Origin of the sequence: Culicoidibacter larvae (assembly GCF_005771635.1) — a bacterium.
Classification (GTDB): Bacteria; Bacillota_I; Bacilli_A; order Culicoidibacterales; family Culicoidibacteraceae; genus Culicoidibacter; species Culicoidibacter larvae.
On the sequence record NZ_VBWP01000011.1, the window covers coordinates 1 to 15809 of the forward strand.

Consider the following 15809-nt stretch of genomic DNA (forward strand, 5'->3'; position numbering starts at 1 on the left):
GAGTAAGACGTCGCCGGGCTTTTTTTATTTTCATCAACATTCCTTGGAGCAGCATTCATGTCTGTTCCTTTTTTGTTGCCAAAAAATGATATATTTTTTTTTTTATGAAATATTATTTCTGTTTAATGCATATAGTTGAAAATATTTTACATTTAAGCTTATAATAAAGATAGAAATAAGGAATATAGGTGATGTATATGAGTTTAATTGTACAATTACGTGATGCACGTACTTTATCTCCTGCTGAGTTGAATGTAGCTCAATATATTATTGGGCATCCAAAAGAAGTATTGACTTTATCATGCTCACAGTTAGCTAAGCGAACATATACAAGTGCTTCTACTGTTGTACGACTTTGTAAGCGCATTGGTATTAAGGGATTTCCTGAATTTAAAGTACAATTAGCAAGTGAATTAAATACTTTTACAAAGAATAGTTTACATATAAAGGAAAATCGGCAGATTAAACCGGATGATTCTTTAGATTCTATTATTCAAATGATTACTGATATTAATATTGATTCTTTAAAAGAGGCAAAGATTCTATTAGATGATCAGGTTTTAGAGCGTGTTGTTGCTGCTATCGATAAGGCTAAAATTATTGATATTTATGGTGTAGGAGCTTCACACTTTGTTGCTTTGGATGCAAATTATAAGTTCTTGCGTGTTGGTAAGAATTCGGCTACTTATGCCTTGTCAGATCAACAATATATTCAAGCACAAAATTCTGATGAAGAGCATTTAGCGATTATTTTTTCATATTCAGGTCAGACAAAGGAATTGTTGGAGCTTGCTGAGGTGTTATCAAAAAACGGCACAATGATTGTTTCAGTTACTAGCAGCACGGATAATGATTTGATGCGTTTAGCGGATGAATCTATTTTTGTAAGTGCCCGGGAGACTATTTTTAGGAGTGCGGCAATTTCCTCGCGGATTACAATGTTGAATGTGATTGACGTTCTTTATACTGCATATTCTAACTTACATTATGAGGCTACTCTTGAATCTTTAGCAAAAACTCATATTGAAAAAACCAAGTCACGGCGGGGATAATTTCCTGAATGTGAAATAAAATTTCTAAGTTACTCGATTTCATGGTTATTCTTTTTTAAATATGTGATAATGAATGAGAAGAAAGCTTGAGGAGTTGAAACTATGATTGAATCATTAGTTACAGAGAAACGTAATGAGAAAACTTATAACTTAGATCAGATGGATGTTTTGAGTTTATTAAAGGTCATGAATGAGGAAGACCAAAGTGTGCCTGTTGCAATTCAAAAAGTGTTACCAATTATTGGTGAGGTTGTTCAAGTAACTGTTAGTCGATTACAGAATAGTGGTAGAATCATTTATATTGGTGCCGGTACTAGTGGTCGTTTGGGTGTTCTAGATGCTGCTGAGTGTCCACCGACATTTGGTACTACTGATGAAGTGATAGGTTTAATCGCAGGTGGTGAAGAGGCTTTTGTAAAGGCAATTGAGGGTGCTGAGGATTCAATGACCCTTGCAGTCGATGATTTGAAAAGTATTCGTTTATCAGATAAAGATGTTGTTATAGGTATTGCAGCAAGTGGGCGGACACCATATGTAATTGGTGGTTTGGAATATACTCGCGAGATTGGTGCGTATGCAGTGGCTTTCAGTGCCAACCCTAATGCTAAGATTTCTGATCATGCTGATATTGCTATTGAAGTTGATTGCGGACCGGAAATTTTGACCGGTTCGACAAGATTGAAGGCTGGAACAGCTCAGAAGCTTGTATTGAACATGATTTCCACGGCATCAATGGTTGGGATTGGTAAGGTTTTTGGTAATCTGATGGTTGATGTTCAGCCAACAAATGAAAAATTGGTTGAGCGGTCAAAACATATTATTACTGAGGCAACCGGAGTATCATATGAGCAAGCTGAACAAGTTTTAGAAGCAGCTAAAGGAAAAGTAAAGGATGCAATTGTCATGATTTTGGCTAATTGTAATTATGAAGAAGCACAAGTTCGTTTAAAAAACAGCAATGGATTTGTAAGGATGGCAGTTAAGTAGAAGCAGGTAATCTGCTTCTTTTTTTTGTACGCTCGTAGTATAATAAATCTATTAGTATTCAGGAGGGATTTATCTATGAGTAAGCAAGTAGAGTTATTGAGTAAGGGGTATCAGTTTGGCTTAACTGAGGGACCGCAGTGGAATGAACGTGAGCGGCGGTTGTATTTTATTGATGCAACGCACAATACAGTGAATTATTGGCAGCAAGCTGATAATAGTATTACTACTGTTCAGGCCGAGGAAATGGTTACCGCACTTGCTTTTGCTGTTGATGATAGCTATGTTGTTGGGGTGACACCGCATGGTGCGCAGTTGTTTGATTTAGTAGGTGGTAATTTATCTAATTTGCTTGATCCAGAGGCCGGTATTGTTGATAATCGTTTTAATGATGGCAAGGTTGGTCCGGATGGGAATTTCTGGGCTGGTACAATTTCTGCAAAGCGGACACCAACAGCAGCGCTCTATTGTTTTTATGATGATCAGCGAGTTGAGTTGAAGGTAAGCGGTGTTCATAATTCCAATGGTCTTGGTTGGAGTCCTGATGGTAAAACTTTTTATCATACAGATACGACTTTATTACAAGTGTTTGCCTATGATTTTGATGTCGCAACTTCAACAATCAGCAACCAACGTGTTTGTGTTGATTTCAACGGTTTAGACATAGGTAAGCCGGATGGGCTTTGTGTAGATAGTCAAGGTCACTTGTGGATTGGACATTGGGCTGGAGGTCAAGTGAGCGTTTGGAATCCAATGACGGGTGAGATGCTTGAAAGTATTGCGGTTCCGGCAAAGAATGTAACTAGCTGTACTTTTGGTGGCGATGATTTACAAACTTTGTTTATAACTACGGCACAGGAAGATGAGCAAGATGTTGTTGGCGGACAGATTTATTGTTTAAAAACTCAGGTAAAAGGGTTGCCAATGGCACGTTTACACGACCATTGGCTAACATTTAAGTAAGATTACTGTGCAAATGTGAATCTATCTAGTATAATTATAAGAGTAAAGGAGGAACGATTATGAATCCATTTTTAAAACAACCAATGATGTCATTCGGAGAGTATTTTGCTAAGTCATGGGAACTTTTCAAAAAACATGTTAAGTATATAATCGCTTCAGTCGCTATTTTTGTAGGAATTGGGGTGCTGATTGGTTTAGTCTTTGGACTATTTGGCATAGTTATTGCTATGACCAGAAATCCGTTAGCAATTTTGCCAATGTTATTACTTTACTTTATAGTTATTTTGGGGCTTTTTGCACTCTCAACATTGTTTATGTCTGGTCTTGTGATGCAGGTATATTATCCGGAGTTAAGCTTCGGTCAGGCAATTAAAGCTGGCAGTAAACGTTTTTGGCCAGCGCTTGGCGGTATTGTTTTGGTCGGACTGATTAATTTTGGTGTTGGTATTGTAGGCGGATTGCTAGTTATGCTTTCAGTTTTTACAATTATTTTGGCACCATTTGCAGCAATTGGGTTGCAGTTTGCTATTTTGCTTTTGAATGCTAAGTTAGCTTTTGTATTACCTGCAATTCTGATTGATGGTAAAGGGCCTGGTGAAGCAATCGGAGAAAGCTGGAATACAACTAAAGATTATTTATGGCAGTATGTAGGTCGCTTTATTGTTCTTGAATTAATTATCGGAGCAATTGCAGTAGGTATTTCGTTTATTGGAGTATTCCTTATTCTGATTCCGGCACTTATTAGTCCGGTTTTAGGAGCAATATTCGGTATAATTTTTGGGATATTGATTTCTTTTGGCGCGGCAATATTGGTATATTATATGTTGCCAATTAATATTTATATGTATGGTTATTTAAAAGATTTAAATAACCAAAATCAAGCTAACCAAGCAAATTACTATGCAAACAATCCGCAACAGCCGGTTCCGCCGCAACCGCAACAACCAGTTGCACCGCAAGCTGCGGCACCAGTGGTACCGCCTGTTACACCGGAAGTAACAAGAGAGGAGGCTGTCAATATGAATACTAATGACATTCCTAAAACTCATGAAGATATGACTATTAGTCCTGAAGGTGAACCGATGTTTGAGAATGACTTCCAAACAGAAGAAGACGATCCAGAGTTTGATGCAGATACAATGCATGATGAACCTGTATATGATGAAGAAAAATAACTTTTTGAGTGAATTTTGAAAAGAGCGTGCGATTGGGCACGCTCTTTTCTTAGCTTTTATAAAAATGTTATAAAAAACTTGTGGTTGGCGCTCGAAAAGCGTATAATAAAGATAATTTAAATTTAAATAGAGGAGCGTATGTGCAGTATGGATAAACAGTGGCAGTTAATGTATGATTTAACAATGGCTGATGCCCCGAGTGGTAATGAGAAAGAGGCTCGCGATGTTATGCAACGTTTTGTTAAGCCTTTAGCAGACAAGGTTGAAGTTGACCGTTTAGGATCGCTGATTGCAGTGCAAAACGGAGCTGAAAATGGTCCGAAAATTATGGTTGCCGGACATCTTGATGAAATTGGCTTTATGGTTACTCGTATTACCGATGGTGGCTATATTAAATTCCAAACACTCGGTGGCTGGTGGGGACAAAATATGTTGTCTCAACGAGTTACTGTTACTAACCGTGATGGTAAAAAGTTTGTTGGCGTTATCGGCAGCAAGCCGCCACATATCTTACCTGCAGATGAGCGCAATAAACCAGCGGACATTAAAGATATGTATATTGATCTTGGTGTTGACAGCAAGGAAGAAGTTGCCGCTTTGGGCATTCGTCCTGGAGATACAATTACACCATATTGCGAGAGCATGAAAATGGCTAATGAGAAATATTTATTGGCCAAAGCATGGGATAATCGTGTTGGTTGTGCTGTTGCAGCTTTAGTTTTAGAGCAACTGAAAGATAAAAAAGTTGATGGTACTGTTTATGGTGTAGGTACAGTACAAGAAGAAGTTGGATGTCGTGGTGCACAAACGAGTAGCTATAAAATCCAACCGGATATTGGGTTTGCTGTAGATGTTTGTATTTCACAATCTTTAGGCGTTACTGAAGAAAACGTATTGAGCAAACTTGGCGGTGGTCCAGCTTTAGGATTGTTTGACGCTGGAATGATCGGTCATAAAGCATTGCGCGAATTTGTTGAGAATATTGCTGATGAGCTTAATATTCCTTATCAATATGATTCAATGGCTGGCGGAGCAACTGACGGAGCTAAAATTCATATGATTCATGAAGGAACACCAACTATTAATGTTTCAATTCCCTCACGTTATATTCATTCAAATGTTTCAATAATTCACCAAGACGATATTGATAATGCAGTTAAATTAATTGTTGCAGCAATTGAGCGATTGGATAATAAAACCGTTGAAACGATTACTTACGGTAAATAATTTAAATAAAAAAGCTTAGCCGTGGAAGACTTGATAATGAAGTTGAGCACAGCAAGCTTTTTTGTCAAATATAAGCGATAATTTTTATTAAGGAGAGATGCTAAAAATGGATACAATGAATGGTAAAGTTTTAAAAGAAGGATATACTTTTGATGATGTTTTGTTGGTTCCGCAAAAATCACAAGTATTGCCCAATGAGGTTTTATTGCACACTCAGTTAACGAAAAAAATTCGTTTAAATATTCCTATGTTGTCAGCGGCAATGGATACGGTTACTGAGGCAGCACTGGCAATTGCCTTGGCTCGTCAAGGCGGGTTGGCTATCATTCATAAGAATATGAGTATTGAAGAGCAAGCGAAGCAAGTAGATATGGTAAAACGGAATGAGAGCGGTATGATTACTAATCCGATTACTTTATCTAAGGATTCGACACTTGCCGATGCCGATGCAATATTACGTACTTATAAGATTTCTGGACTTCCGGTTATTGATGAAAATGAAGTATTAATCGGAATTATTACTAACCGTGACTTGAAATATCGTCAAATTGATGAAACACCGGTTAGTGAATTTATGACTAAAGATAATCTTATTACGGCGGCAGTGGGAACGACGATTGAGGATGCGAAAGCAATTTTGCTTGAGCACCGGATTGAGAAGTTGCCGATTGTAGATGAAAACAATGTGCTTAAAGGTTTAATTACTATTAAAGATATTGATAGTGCTTTGAATTATCCGAATGCTTGTAAGGATGAGCAAGGGCGCTTACGTGTTGGTGCTGCTGTTGGTGCGTCTGGAGATGTATTGGAGCGGGTAGCGGCATTAGTTGCAGCCGGGGTTGATATTATTACTATTGATTCAGCTCATGGGCATTCGCAAGGTATTTTAGATACAGTGAAGCTTATTAAGACAACGTATCCAGATTTAGATGTTATTGCCGGTAATATTGTTACTGCTGCAGCGGCAGAAGATTTAATTGCTGCCGGAGCTGATGCGGTGAAAGTTGGCGTTGGTCCGGGATCAATTTGTACGACGCGGGTTGTTGCCGGAGTTGGCATGCCACAATTGACAGCGGTTAATGATGTTGTGCAGGTTGCTAAGCCAAAAGGTGTTGGCGTTATTGCTGATGGTGGTATTAAGCTTTCAGGTGACATTGTGAAAGCTTTGGCTGCCGGAGCAGATTGTGTCATGCTTGGCGGTTTATTGGCCGGAGCTGAGGAAGCACCTGGCGAAGAGGTTATCTATGATGGCCGAAAGTATAAGGTGTACGTTGGTATGGGTAGTCTTGCAGCAATGGCGCGAGGCAGTAAGGATCGTTATTTCCAAAGTTCAAATGAGGCGAAGAAATTGGTGCCGGAAGGTATTGAGGGGCGCGTGCCTTATAAAGGAAAACTTGAAGATATCGTGTATCAGTTGATTGGTGGTTTACGTTCCGGGATGGGTTATTGCGGAACGGCTACTATTGCTGATTTGCAGGAGAATGGCAAATTTATTCGCATCACTGGTGCTGGGTTAAAAGAAAGCCATCCGCATGATATTCAGATTACTAAAGAGGCGCCAAATTATCAGAAGTAGGAAACTCTTTGAATGAAGGCAAGCGTTGTCGCTTGCCTTCATTCCAGCTTTTAAAAATAAAAATAAGTAAGGAGAACTAATTTTATATGAAACATGATAGTATTCTGGTTTTGGATTTTGGGAGTCAGTATAATCAGCTTATAGCACGGAGGATTCGGGATTTTGGTGTGTACAGTGAGTTGCTGCCACCGACTACCACAGCTAGAGAGATTTTGGACCGTGGTAATGTGCGGGGAATTATTTTTTCCGGTGGTCCGGACGTGATTACTGATAAGGATGCATTGATGTGTGATCCGGCTATTTTTGAGTTAGGAATTCCAATTCTTGGAATTTGTTATGGGTTGCAATTAATGGCTCATCATTTTGGTGGTGAGGTTGAACGGGCAGTGAATCGTGAGTATGGTATGGCACGAATCAGAGTTATCCATGAGTCACCTTTATTTAAGGGATTAGCACATGAGCAGACAGTGTGGATGAGTCATGGCTATCACGCTACCAAGGCACCGGAAGGATTTACTATTGATGCAGTTTCAGAGTCTTGCCCAATTGTAGCAATGAGTGATGAGCGACGTAATTTTTATGGGTTGCAGTTTCATCCTGAGGTTCGTCATTCTGAACATGGCATCGCTATTTTAGGTAAGTTTGTATTTGATATTTGTGGTGCCGTTGCTGATTGGTCAATGAAGAATTTTATTGATGAGCAGGTTGCGAATATTCGTGCTGAGGTTGGTAGTGATAAAGTGCTTTGTGCATTGAGTGGTGGTGTTGATTCCAGTGTAGTTGCTACCTTATTGCATCGGGCAATCGGAGATCAGTTGGTTTGTATGTTTGTTGATCATGGATTGTTGCGTAAAAATGAAGGCGACATGGTTATGGATATGCTTGAGAATGAGTTCAATATGCATATTTTGCGTATTGATGCGCGTGAGCGGTTCTTAAATAAGCTTGCGGGTGTGAGCGAGCCGGAGGCGAAGCGGAAGATTATTGGTGAAGAGTTCATTCGTGTGTTTGAGGATGAGTCTAAGAAGTTGACTGATGTGAAGTTTTTAGCACAGGGAACTTTATATACGGATATTATTGAAAGCGGGACAGCAACGGCACAGACGATTAAGTCGCATCATAATGTTGGCGGGTTGCCGGAAGATATGCAGTTTGCTTTAATTGAGCCGGTAAAGACTTTGTTCAAGGATGAGGTACGCGCACTTGGTATCGAGCTGGGGATTGCTGAAGATATGGTATGGCGTCAACCGTTCCCCGGTCCAGGACTTGGTATTCGGGTTATTGGCGATGTAACTGAAGAGAAATTGCATATTGTGCGTGAGAGTGACTGGATTTTACGTGAAGAGGTTGCTAAAGCTGGTCTTGAACGTGAAATTTGGCAATACTTTACGGTATTAACTAATTTGAAGAGTGTTGGAGTTATGGGTGATGAGCGCACATATGATTACACTGTTGGTATCCGGGCAGTTACTTCAATTGATGGTATGACTGCTGATTTTGCCCGTGTCCCTTGGGATGTTTTACAGGCAGTGTCGGTGCGTATTGTTAATGAAGTGAAGCACGTCAATCGTGTCGTCTACGATATTACTTCGAAACCGCCGGCAACGATTGAGTGGGAGTAATATAATTGTTATTGTAGGCTATTTTTAAAGAAGAATATTAAAGCCAGCAGAATTTATATTCTGCTGGCTTTTTTTGTTTTATGCCATTAGTGTTAAACATAAAAAATGGGATAGGAATATGTAAGGTGACAAGAGTGTTTAAGATTATAGCGTGTTATTTTTCAGTTCTTTCAGAAACAATTCAGCTGACTGTGATAACATTTGGTTACTTGGCCAGATTACTTTCATTGGAGACGAAATTGTTGGGGTTATTTCTTTGAAAATCAGATCACTTTCTGAGCTTGTGTCTATCAAGTTATTAAAACAGAGAGCATAGCCTAAGCCCTCACTTACAAAAAGGCTCGCATTGTAAAGTAGGTCATATGTTCCGGTGATATTCATTTTTGATTGCATATTTTTTAACTCATTGGGCATTTCATCAGAAAATCCTTGTCTAGAAATAATTAGCGACAACTTTGAAATGTCTTGTATACTAATTGTGTTTTTTTTTGCTAAGAGGCTGTCTTTTCGCATTAAAATTCCCCATGTATCAGTATAGGGCAGACGTAATGAATTAAATGCAGAAGTATCTATGTTTTGTACTGTTATAGAAAAATCTAAAAGGCCATTATTTAGCTGTTCAGTGACTGTTTGAAAATTGCCACTGTAAAGGTGGAATTTAATGTTAGGATATTTTCTAGTTAATGATTTTAACGCTTTCGCAATAATTGTTATTCCATAGGATTCGGCACAACCGATATGCAAATCACCACCATTAAAGTCGTTCATTGATTTAAATTCAGCTTTTGTTTTATCTGCGATGGTAAGGATATCTACTGCTCTTTTATATAATATTTCTCCTTCCGGAGTTAAATTTATATTGTAATTGGAGCGTTTGAATAATTTTTGCCCCAATTCATGCTCTAAGTCTTTTAGTTGTTTTGATAGTGTTGGTTGGGTTACATGTAATTTTTTTGCTGCTTTTGTCATGCTTTTTTGGCGAGCGGTTTCTACAAAATAATTTAAAACTCTAATCTCCATTCGAATAAACCTCCTAATTTATATAAAGGTATTATAACATAAAATAGATAAAAGGAATATCTTGAAATAGATTATAGATATTTGCTATCTATAGTTTGTGAACATATAATATAATTAAAGGAGGCGATAAAATGGATTTAACGAACTTTTTAGAAATCATGGATAGTGGCAAAGAAGTTGTTGCAGGATCAGAGGAGCATCAATTTATGCATGGGCTGTCTCAAGAAGCGCTTAGAGTTACAATGGAACTAAATAATCAATATCATACAGGTGATGAAATAAGGCTTCTCATGGAAAAACTTACTGGAAGAACAATCGATGAAAGTTTTGCTTTGTTTCCGCCATTTTATACAGATTGCGGAAAAAACATAAAAATTGGTAAAAATGTTTTTATAAATGCAGCTTGTATGTTTCAAGACCAGGGAGGTATTGAAATTGGTGATGGCACACTTATTGGGCATAATGTAGTGATTGCTACACTCAATCATAATATGAGACCGAAATACAGAGGTAATATTATTCCAAAACCTGTTAAGATTGGTAAGAATGTCTGGATAGGAGCCAATGTAACAATTTGCCAAGGCGTGGAAATTGGTGAGAATGCCATAGTGGCAGCAGGTGCAGTAGTTACTAAAAGTGTAGATAAAAACACTGTTGTCGGCGGAATTCCGGCGAAATTTATCAAAAGAATTGAAGAATAATTGGCGGGTGAAAAAAATGATGCAATCAGAACAATTAAATTTAATAAGTCAATGGGATAAAACTTTTGAAAAGAGCAATCAAGTAAGTCATAGAAAAATTACTTTTGTAAATCGCTATGGTATAACACTTGCAGCAGATTTATATGAACCAAAAGAATATACCGGGAAATTACCGGCTATTGCTGTTTCCGGACCTTTTGGTGCTGTCAAAGAGCAATCATCAGGAAAATATGCACAAGAAATGGCAATGCGGGGATTTCTTGCTTTGGCATTTGACCCATCTTATACGGGTGAAAGTGGTGGTCAACCAAGGTATGTTGCTTCGCCAGATATTAATACAGAAGATTTCTCAGCAGCAGTTGATTTTTTGTCTGTTCAAGATAATGTAGATAGTGAGAAAATTGGCATTATTGGGATCTGTGGCTGGGGTGGTATGGCTCTTAATGCTGCTGCAATGGATACAAGAATAAAAGCAACAGTTGCTTCTACTATGTATGATATGACGAGATCTAAGGCACAGGGATATAATGATTCTCTAGATGCAGAGGGTAGGTATCAAATTCGTCAGAGTTTGAATATACAAAGAACACTGGATTACAAAAATGGTTATTATGACTTAGCTGGAGGAGTTGTTGATCCGCTTCCTGATGACGCCCCTCAATTTGTAAAAGATTATTATGCGTATTATAAAACATCAAGAGGATATCATGAAAGATCGTTGAATTCTAATAATGGCTGGAATATTACTTCTACACTTTCTTTTATGAATATGCCTATTCTACAATATGCTGATGAAATCAGGAGTGCATGCTTGCTTGTTCATGGAGAAAAAGCTCATTCTTTATATTTTAGTCAAGACGCGTTCAAAAAATTAACAGGAGATAATAAAGAACTTTTAATTATACCAAATGCTAATCATACGGACTTGTATGATAAAATGGATATTATTCCCTTTGATAAAATACAGAAATTTTTTGAGGATAATATTTAATCAGGAGTAGTGCATATATCCAATATTAAATAATTATATATGTAAAAAGCCCTTGTTTTAAGGGCTTTTTTAGTTTTATGAAAGTAAGATAAAAATTGTGAACTTTATGTAAAAGCATTGTTTTGATTGAATTGAAACACGTATAATTACTTAGTAACAAAAAATATATTCTGCGGGGGAATAAGTAATGAAAAAAATTATGTTAACGCTTGTTTCGGTAATTTTAGTGTTTGTTGGATTGCAGGCACAAGTTTATGCGATATCGGAACACGAATATGATATGACTGATTCACTTCGATTAATTGATAAGGGTACTTCTGATCTAAATGGTTATGGTACGTTTACTCATACCGGTTCATCATATTTCAATAAGCAATATAAGTACATGTTGCTAACCAAAACGTCAACCATTGTCAATACTAGTAATTCTACAATGAAAGCACAATTATATCTTCCATATTATTATGCGTATGGTTTGAATGATACTGACAATACAAGTTATGTTGGTATTGGTTATCCGGCTAATTGGAATAGTGAATCAAATAAATTTCTTTTTGATAATTATGTAAGCAATGGTGCGTTTATTAATTCTTATGATAGTGATATTGTATCGCTGAATTATCCATTGCGGAAAGACTTGAAAAACAGTGAGTATTTTATCGATGATTTAGTTTATCAACAGGGAGAACTTGCAGATTGGTCACAAAGCGTACCGGTTGTACGTCAGTTAGCCAGCGAAAGTCCAGACGATACTGTTATTGCTTTTGACATGGGTACTTTGGCACCGGGAGAGAGTAAAACATTTTCATATGTAATTAAGAGTTATGGTTTGCAACATTACTCTGGAGTATCCGGGGTCGACTTTATAACTTATTTACGTTTTGAAGTTGCTGCTAAACCGGTTATGGTTCACTATGTTGATCAATTCGGTAATACAATAGCTGATGACAGCATTATTAATGGAAATGGTGAGCAGCTAGTCAATGAAACATACAATACTATTGCCAAAGATATAGATGGCTATCAGCTAATTGAAACAACTGATAATACCAGCGGTACATTAAGTGATCAAGAACAAACGGTTACGTATACATACCAAAAAGTAGATAAGCCAGTTAATGGAGAAGTAACAGTCAATTATAAAGATATTGATGGTAATGCTTTGTGTGACGCAATAATATTGAGCGATGTTGTTGGTGCTACCTATAAAACCGATGCTAGGACTTTTAGTGGTTGGACATTGAAAACAGTTGAGGGGAATGCCGAAGGTATTTATGCAGCTGAACCGCAACAGGTTTCATATATTTATGAACCGGAAGCGGCAACTAACAGTGAAATCGGGATGTTACCAAATACCGGAAACAATCATGATTTTAATATAGTTTCTGGGGCAGGAACATTTATTATTGCCGGAGCGGTATTAGCAATAATGTATTTTAAACGGAAATAATTTTGATAAAAGCGGCTTCCGAGGAAGCTGCTTTTATTTGTTTTTTAAAATGATATAATGAGTAAAATAGGGGTGATAGTACAAAATGAGTAAGAAGTTTTTTCTAAGTCCTAAGTTAGTGATTGGAATGTTAGTGTTGTTTTGCACTTTAGGTGTGATTTCACTAATGAATTTATTGAGTTTACTAGCCGGGAATGGTGGTCGAATTGGTGTTTTTTCGATGTTCGGCTTTTTAATATTTGGAACCGTATTTATTGTAGCGCTTAGAAACAGAATAGAAGTTTCTGCTGGGAAGATTGTCTATGAGAACAAAGAGTATTACAATACTGACTATACTTTTAAAATTGTTCAGGAGGCTATCGACCAATCTTTTACTCAACGACCGCTTACGGATTTATTTAAAAAGTATTATGTTAATTTGATTATTGTGGAGCGTAACAGCGGCAGAGTGGTTGAGCGATTAAAGTTGAATGGTATGTTTGGTTTTCAAAGAAGGAAACTCGTTGCGCTTTTAGGAATTGATTATATGTAAAGGAAAACCCTGCCGGTTCCGCGGAACCGGCAGGGTTAAATTTTCTCAATAAGAAATCATCTCAATTGGTGACAGTGGTATAATAAAAATATGTAAAAACAGCAAATGAAAGGAAGTTATTTATGAAAATTATTCTTGAAAATTCTTATGAGAAGCTGAGTGAAACCTTAGCAATGATTATGATTAGTGAGATGTCGAAACCAGGCCGAGTGAATGTTGACTTTACTGATGGTGTTTCACCAGTTGGTGCTTATGAACTGGTTGCTAAGAAAGTACAGGAGGATCCTGAGCGTTATCATAATGTGCATTATTATAGTCATGGTGAATCAACGTATCCACCAAAAAGTGTTGCTGGTATGTTGAAGGAACAGATTTTCGATCCATTTATGGTGCCGCAAGAAAATATTCATTTGATTGATGTTAATGATATTTATAAACAAATTCATGATATTGAAGCTGCCGGCGGTTTGGATTTATCAGTTTTAGGGTTAGGTGCGGATGCTCATTTTTGTGTTAACTTTCCTGATTCAACTCAGTTTGATAAATTGATTTATAAGTATGAGCCAAAGGATTATGATTGGTATGAGGAAACTCGTAAAAAATATGGTATTGATGCATTTAGCGGGATGGTCACTTTTGGATTTAAGATGGTTGCTAAAACCAGACGAGTAGTTATGATTGTTAATGGTACTAATAAGGCGCAGGCAGTGAAAGATATGTTGACACAACCGATTTCAACACATTATCCGGCAACAATTTTACGTTGTCTTGATAATTTCACTTTGATTCTTGATGCTGATGCGGCTTCGTTATTAACTGAAGAAGATATCGCTAACGCAAAACTTTAAGGGAAAAGTTGAACCCGCCAAGACTTAGGGTCTTGGCGGGTTCTGTGCTATAATTCAAATAGTAACGGAGGGGTAATTATGGAGCGCATCGAACAATATTGGCAACAGTTTTTGCATGAAACTGACCGCAGTGCTGATACAAAATATCTAGAGAGTTTTTATTTTGGCAGCAACGAGCAATCTGCCAATAATTTATTGCAATTAGTGCTGAGTGGTAAAAAGAAAGCAACTTGTTCTAGTTTGGCATATTTTGAAGCGATTGGCGAGGAGGTGCCCAAACCTGGTGATTTTTCAATTATCACTGATTGGGCGGGAACGCCGTTTTGTGTTATTCAAACTAAGCAAGTAGCGCTTATGGCTTTTAAAGATATGACTTTTGATATTTGCAAACGCGAAGGCGAAGATGAGCATCTTGAGTCATGGCAAAGTAATCATATTTACTTTTTTACTGAAGAGGGTAAGCAGTATGGTTATGAATTTTCTTGGGATATGGAAGTTGTTTTTGAGGATTTCGAAGTAGTTTATACGGAGGAAAGTATGTATGATATTGATAATGCTAGATTGTGACTGAAGGCAAGTTCCTCCCTCGGAACTTGTCATTCTTCCAAAATTATTTTTGTTGCAAATGCAACAAAAATAATGTATTATAGAAATAACTCAAAAAAGGAGTTTTGATGATGCCTAATATTTTGCGTGAAATCGGGAAGATTGCCCGGGGCCTAGATTCAATTAGTAATATTGAGTTTAAAGATGTTAATTTAAGTCGTGGTCAGTATGTATATTTGGTACGTATTTGTGAACATCCGGGTATTATCCAAGAGAAACTAGCCGAGTTAATTATGGTGGATCGCACGACAACTGCCAGAGCGATAAAGCGATTAGAGGCAAGCGGTTTTGTTGAACGTCGCGGTGATAGTGAGAACCGGAAAATCAGAAAGTTATTTCCAACTAAGCGGGCATTGGAAGTATATCCATTTATTATTCGTGAGAATATTTATTCTAATCAAGTGGTGCTAGCCGGCTTATCAACTAAAGAAGCGGAGATACTTGCCGATTTATTAGTTAAGGTGAGGGAAAATGTTGAGGTGGACTGGGAACTGGTCAAGAAGGGCCATAAACGTGAATATTAAGAAGGAGCGAAATTTATAGTGAAGTTGAAGAAATTAAGTGTAAATGATGCTGCGGTATTGCAGGAGATTAGTGTTTTAACTTATAAAGATACTTTTGACCCATATAATAGTGCAGAGAATATGGCGATTTATTTGGAGGAAGCTTATAATATTCCTAAGCTAGAACGTGAATTGCAAAATCCTGAATCAGAATTTTATTTTTTATTTGTTGATGGACGGTTAGCGGCTTATTTGAAGTTGAATGTTGGAGCCGCGCAAAGTGAAACAATTGCTGATAATGCGCTTGAAGTTGAGCGGATTTATGTGAAGCCAGAATTTAAGCGTCGTGGTTTAGGTAAGTATTTGATGGAAAAGTCCGAAGCAATTGCCAAAGAACTTGGCAAGAGCTCAATGTGGCTTGGCGTTTGGGAAGACAACAAAGCTGCCCAAAGTTTTTATGAGCAAATGGGGTTTGCTATTGTTGGCAGTCATTCGTTTTTTATGGCTGATGATGAGCAAACAGATTTGATTATGGCAAAAGAAATTTAGGTTTGGAGTT

General features: G+C 37.4%; 16 protein-coding genes. 15 read left to right on the forward strand and 1 reads right to left on the reverse strand.

What is annotated here, in order from left to right; translation table 11 throughout:
* Positions 1–197: 197 nt before the first annotated feature.
* The 7 genes from FEZ08_RS10465 to guaA all read left to right on the forward strand — a co-directional run bounded on the left by FEZ08_RS10465 (position 198) and on the right by guaA (position 8599).
* Positions 198–1052: a MurR/RpiR family transcriptional regulator gene (locus FEZ08_RS10465; protein ID WP_171015041.1), complete on the forward strand. Its 855-nt coding sequence runs from the start codon at positions 198–200 to the stop codon at positions 1050–1052.
* Between the two features lie 102 nt (positions 1053–1154).
* Positions 1155–2039: an N-acetylmuramic acid 6-phosphate etherase gene (murQ, locus tag FEZ08_RS10470; protein WP_138192130.1), complete on the forward strand. Its 885-nt coding sequence runs from the start codon at positions 1155–1157 to the stop codon at positions 2037–2039.
* A 75-nt stretch (positions 2040–2114) separates the two neighbouring features.
* Positions 2115–2999: an SMP-30/gluconolactonase/LRE family protein gene (locus FEZ08_RS10475; protein WP_138192132.1), complete on the forward strand. Its 885-nt coding sequence runs from the start codon at positions 2115–2117 to the stop codon at positions 2997–2999.
* Between the two features lie 59 nt (positions 3000–3058).
* Entirely contained in the window at positions 3059–4174 is a 1116-nt protein-coding gene (locus tag FEZ08_RS10480; protein WP_138192134.1) for a glycerophosphoryl diester phosphodiesterase membrane domain-containing protein, read from the forward strand.
* Between the two features lie 138 nt (positions 4175–4312).
* Positions 4313–5401, forward strand: coding sequence for a M42 family metallopeptidase (locus FEZ08_RS10485; protein WP_138192136.1), 1089 nt, complete (start codon positions 4313–4315; stop codon positions 5399–5401).
* Positions 5402–5516: 115 nt separating this feature from the next.
* Positions 5517–6977, forward strand: coding sequence for an IMP dehydrogenase (gene guaB, locus FEZ08_RS10490; RefSeq protein ID WP_138192221.1), 1461 nt, complete (start codon positions 5517–5519; stop codon positions 6975–6977).
* 86 nt (positions 6978–7063) lie between these two features.
* Entirely contained in the window at positions 7064–8599 is a 1536-nt protein-coding gene (gene guaA / locus FEZ08_RS10495) for a glutamine-hydrolyzing GMP synthase (RefSeq protein WP_138192138.1), read from the forward strand.
* Between the two features lie 144 nt (positions 8600–8743).
* Here guaA and FEZ08_RS10500 read toward each other — a convergent pair whose 3' ends face one another.
* Positions 8744–9619: a LysR family transcriptional regulator gene (locus FEZ08_RS10500; protein WP_138192140.1), complete on the reverse strand. Its 876-nt coding sequence runs from the start codon at positions 9617–9619 to the stop codon at positions 8744–8746.
* A 131-nt stretch (positions 9620–9750) separates the two neighbouring features.
* Between FEZ08_RS10500 and FEZ08_RS10505 the strand changes: the two genes are divergently transcribed.
* The 8 genes from FEZ08_RS10505 (at position 9751) to FEZ08_RS10540 (ending at position 15799) form a co-directional block, all read left to right on the forward strand.
* On the forward strand, positions 9751–10320 hold the full coding sequence (locus tag FEZ08_RS10505) for an acyltransferase (protein WP_138192142.1): 570 nt from the start codon (positions 9751–9753) through the stop codon (positions 10318–10320).
* A 19-nt stretch (positions 10321–10339) separates the two neighbouring features.
* Complete coding sequence (locus tag FEZ08_RS10510; protein ID WP_138192223.1) at positions 10340–11311, forward strand: alpha/beta hydrolase; 972 nt, start codon at positions 10340–10342, stop codon at positions 11309–11311.
* Between the two features lie 187 nt (positions 11312–11498).
* Entirely contained in the window at positions 11499–12761 is a 1263-nt protein-coding gene (locus tag FEZ08_RS10515; protein ID WP_138192144.1) for a MucBP domain-containing protein, read from the forward strand.
* A gap of 85 nt (positions 12762–12846) precedes the next feature.
* Positions 12847–13293: a hypothetical protein gene (locus FEZ08_RS10520; protein ID WP_138192146.1), complete on the forward strand. Its 447-nt coding sequence runs from the start codon at positions 12847–12849 to the stop codon at positions 13291–13293.
* Between the two features lie 122 nt (positions 13294–13415).
* On the forward strand, positions 13416–14141 hold the full coding sequence (locus tag FEZ08_RS10525) for a 6-phosphogluconolactonase (protein WP_138192148.1): 726 nt from the start codon (positions 13416–13418) through the stop codon (positions 14139–14141).
* A gap of 78 nt (positions 14142–14219) precedes the next feature.
* Entirely contained in the window at positions 14220–14708 is a 489-nt protein-coding gene (locus tag FEZ08_RS10530; RefSeq protein ID WP_138192150.1) for an ASCH domain-containing protein, read from the forward strand.
* A gap of 110 nt (positions 14709–14818) precedes the next feature.
* Positions 14819–15271, forward strand: coding sequence for a MarR family winged helix-turn-helix transcriptional regulator (locus tag FEZ08_RS10535; protein ID WP_138192152.1), 453 nt, complete (start codon positions 14819–14821; stop codon positions 15269–15271).
* Positions 15272–15286: 15 nt separating this feature from the next.
* Positions 15287–15799, forward strand: coding sequence for a GNAT family N-acetyltransferase (locus tag FEZ08_RS10540; RefSeq protein WP_138192154.1), 513 nt, complete (start codon positions 15287–15289; stop codon positions 15797–15799).
* Positions 15800–15809: the final 10 nt, after the last annotated feature.

Bases quoted from the DNA above. Each gene is read 5' to 3' on its own strand.
- FEZ08_RS10465 (WP_171015041.1), top strand. From the start codon at position 198: ATGAGTTTAATTGTACAATTACGTGATGCACGTACTTTATCTCCTGCT.
- murQ (WP_138192130.1), top strand. From the start codon at position 1,155: ATGATTGAATCATTAGTTACAGAGAAACGTAATGAGAAAACTTATAAC.
- FEZ08_RS10475 (WP_138192132.1), top strand. From the start codon at position 2,115: ATGAGTAAGCAAGTAGAGTTATTGAGTAAGGGGTATCAGTTTGGCTTA.
- FEZ08_RS10480 (WP_138192134.1), top strand. From the start codon at position 3,059: ATGAATCCATTTTTAAAACAACCAATGATGTCATTCGGAGAGTATTTT.
- FEZ08_RS10485 (WP_138192136.1), top strand. From the start codon at position 4,313: ATGTGCAGTATGGATAAACAGTGGCAGTTAATGTATGATTTAACAATG.
- guaB (WP_138192221.1), top strand. From the start codon at position 5,517: ATGAATGGTAAAGTTTTAAAAGAAGGATATACTTTTGATGATGTTTTG.
- guaA (WP_138192138.1), top strand. From the start codon at position 7,064: ATGAAACATGATAGTATTCTGGTTTTGGATTTTGGGAGTCAGTATAAT.
- FEZ08_RS10500 (WP_138192140.1), bottom strand. From the start codon at position 9,619: ATGGAGATTAGAGTTTTAAATTATTTTGTAGAAACCGCTCGCCAAAAA.
- FEZ08_RS10505 (WP_138192142.1), top strand. From the start codon at position 9,751: ATGGATTTAACGAACTTTTTAGAAATCATGGATAGTGGCAAAGAAGTT.
- FEZ08_RS10510 (WP_138192223.1), top strand. From the start codon at position 10,340: ATGCAATCAGAACAATTAAATTTAATAAGTCAATGGGATAAAACTTTT.
- FEZ08_RS10515 (WP_138192144.1), top strand. From the start codon at position 11,499: ATGAAAAAAATTATGTTAACGCTTGTTTCGGTAATTTTAGTGTTTGTT.
- FEZ08_RS10520 (WP_138192146.1), top strand. From the start codon at position 12,847: ATGAGTAAGAAGTTTTTTCTAAGTCCTAAGTTAGTGATTGGAATGTTA.
- FEZ08_RS10525 (WP_138192148.1), top strand. From the start codon at position 13,416: ATGAAAATTATTCTTGAAAATTCTTATGAGAAGCTGAGTGAAACCTTA.
- FEZ08_RS10530 (WP_138192150.1), top strand. From the start codon at position 14,220: ATGGAGCGCATCGAACAATATTGGCAACAGTTTTTGCATGAAACTGAC.
- FEZ08_RS10535 (WP_138192152.1), top strand. From the start codon at position 14,819: ATGCCTAATATTTTGCGTGAAATCGGGAAGATTGCCCGGGGCCTAGAT.